The organism is Protofrankia sp. CiP1_Cm_nod3 (genome assembly GCF_982290655.1).
Genome location: NZ_CEVIVD010000103.1, coordinates 5,363 through 7,537, shown reverse-complemented (window position 1 = coordinate 7,537; position 2,175 = coordinate 5,363). Strand labels below are relative to the sequence as shown.

The 2,175-nt window shown below is 69.1% G+C and carries 2 protein-coding genes and 1 pseudogene; 2 read left to right on the top strand and 1 reads right to left on the bottom strand.

Translation table 11 applies throughout. The annotated features are described in order from the left end of the window. Positions 1-997, top strand: a pseudogene (locus AC5LUJ_RS17600) (arylsulfatase); the annotation flags it as partial. Positions 998-1,452: 455 nt separating this feature from the next. On the opposite strand, the gene AC5LUJ_RS17595 reads toward AC5LUJ_RS17600, so the two are convergent. Then, positions 1,453-1,842, bottom strand: a complete 390-nt coding sequence (locus AC5LUJ_RS17595; protein WP_493465313.1) for a hypothetical protein — start codon at positions 1,840-1,842, stop codon at positions 1,453-1,455. 16 nt (positions 1,843-1,858) lie between these two features. Between AC5LUJ_RS17595 and AC5LUJ_RS17590 the strand changes: the two genes are divergently transcribed. Next, on the top strand, positions 1,859-2,175 hold a 317-nt coding region (locus AC5LUJ_RS17590), incomplete at its 3' end, for a transposase family protein (protein ID WP_493465312.1).

The window sequence follows — 2,175 nt, the reverse complement described above, 5'->3', positions numbered from 1 at the left end:
TACCCAGTACCAGTACGTCACCGACATCACCCCGACGCTGCTCGAACTGGCCGGGGTGGCCCGGCCGGCGCGGCGCCGCGGGCAGCCGGTCCAGGAGCTCGACGGGGTCAGCTTCGCCGCCGTCCTCGCGGATCCGGCCGCGCCCGGCACCCACCACGAGCAGTACTGCGAGATGATCGGCAACCGCAGCTACTACCGGGACGGCTGGAAGCTGGTCACGCAGCACCGCCCCGGTGCTCCGTACGACGACGGCGAATGGGCGCTCTACGACGTGACGCGGGACCCGACCGAGATCGTCGACCTGTCCGCCGCGCACCCCGACGTGGTCAAGGAACTGGCCGCGGCCTGGGAGAACGCGGCCTGGCGCAACGGCGTCTTCCCGCTCGCCGACGGCAGTGGCGCGCTGGTCATCCGCAACCCCGCGGAGGAGCGGCTGCGGCGGCCGGTGACCCTGCTGGCCGGCACCCCCGAGCTGGAGCGCTACCGCTCCGCCAAGCTCATCACCTTCCGCTCCTTCGACATCATCATCGAACTGGACGAGCATGCCGCCGGCGACGAAGGAGTCCTGGTCTCGCACGGCGACCAGGGCGGCGGTTACAGCGTGTACGTGGAGGACGGGCGGCTGCGCTTCGCGTACAACGAGTACGGCGTGCTGCACGAGGCCGACGCCGGGCCGCTGCCCGCCGGCCGGCGCACCGTCCGCGTCCGCGCCCAGGCCATCCCCGGCCTGCGCTGGCAGTGGCGGATCCTCGTCGACGGCACCGAAACCGGCCTGCTGGCCGAGGTGCACCAGCTCATCGGCATGGCCCCGCTCCAGGGGATCAGCGTCGGCGTGGACCGCAGGTCCCCGGTCTCCTGGCCCGTCCACGAACGCCACCGCAGCTTCCGCTACACCGGCCGCCTGAAATCGGTGACCTACATTCCGGGACCGCCCGCCCCCGACGACCCCGAAACTCTGATCCGCACCCTCCGCGAAGCCGCCGCCACCTTCGAGTAGCCCCTCTTATCTGCTCCCGGCCCAGGCAGCCGCGGCCTGGGGCCGCGCCGCGCGCCCCGAGCGGTTCGCCCGCCGGCCACGGCCACCCAGCCTGCCCAAGACCGTGTGGATCAACCAGCCAGTTCCAAGCCAACCGAACAACGACCAACTGTCACATCTGACTTGACATCTACCGGTCGTCCACCGGCTCCACATTCCCGCCCGACCGTCACAGACAACGATCGATCACCGAGTGCAACGGTTCGTTACCGGGAAAGGCTCGCTGAAATCTTCGGCTGCGCCGGTTTGAAGGCTGGCCCGGCCGGTGAGCTTTTCAGTCCGAGGGCTGTGGTCGGGCGGACCAGCCAAAGCTTTCGCGCGGCAGAACGATTTCCCACCTTTTCGGGCCGGTCGGTGGGCGCGGTGGGGCGCGGAGCAGCGGCGCCCGACAGGGTGGGGCGACGCGTGGTGTGGCTTCAGCAAGCCTTCTCGGCGCGGATCGAATAGGTGAGGGAGATGCGCGGAGCGCCCTCAGGATGCCGGTAGATGTCGCCGTCGTGGCGCTCAAGTGACTGGCGTTGGAGGTAGAAGGTGTGGTCGTGTTCGTGGAGGAACTGGATCCGTAGCCCAGCCCCGGCGATCGCCGAGACAACGGTCGACAGACTGTGCCGCCACTCGACGGTCTCGTTGTGCTCGGTCATTGCCGCCTCGTCGGCGTAGGTGCCGGGGCCTCCCGAGGCTTCCGGACCTTCATCGAAGTAGTCGTGCGTGACCGTGCCTCCGGTCTCGTCGTCGAGGACGAAGCTGAAGGGATGGAACTCCGCGAGGTACAGGCACCCAGCGGGAGCCAGTAGTTCAGCGACCACCGACGCCCAGCGGCTGATGTCGGGAAGCCAGTTCAGTGCCCCGAAGCTGCCATGCCAGACCGCCGCCGCCCCGTCGAGAACGCCGGCGCCAGCCGACGAGGAAGACGTCGGCAGCATTCTTTCCGCGCTGGGCCAGGTAGCGGATTTCCGGAAACCGCGCGGGAAGATCTACGAGCTGCGTTTCGTGCTCGCCGTCACGGTCATCGCCACGTTTGCGGGCGCCACCGGCTTCCGTGAGATCGGCAGCCACGCGCCCTGTAGTCCCAGCTTCGGTGGCATCCTGGCACCTTGGCCCAGTGCGCCGTGCTTGGTTACGGCCCTCGTCAGGGCTAC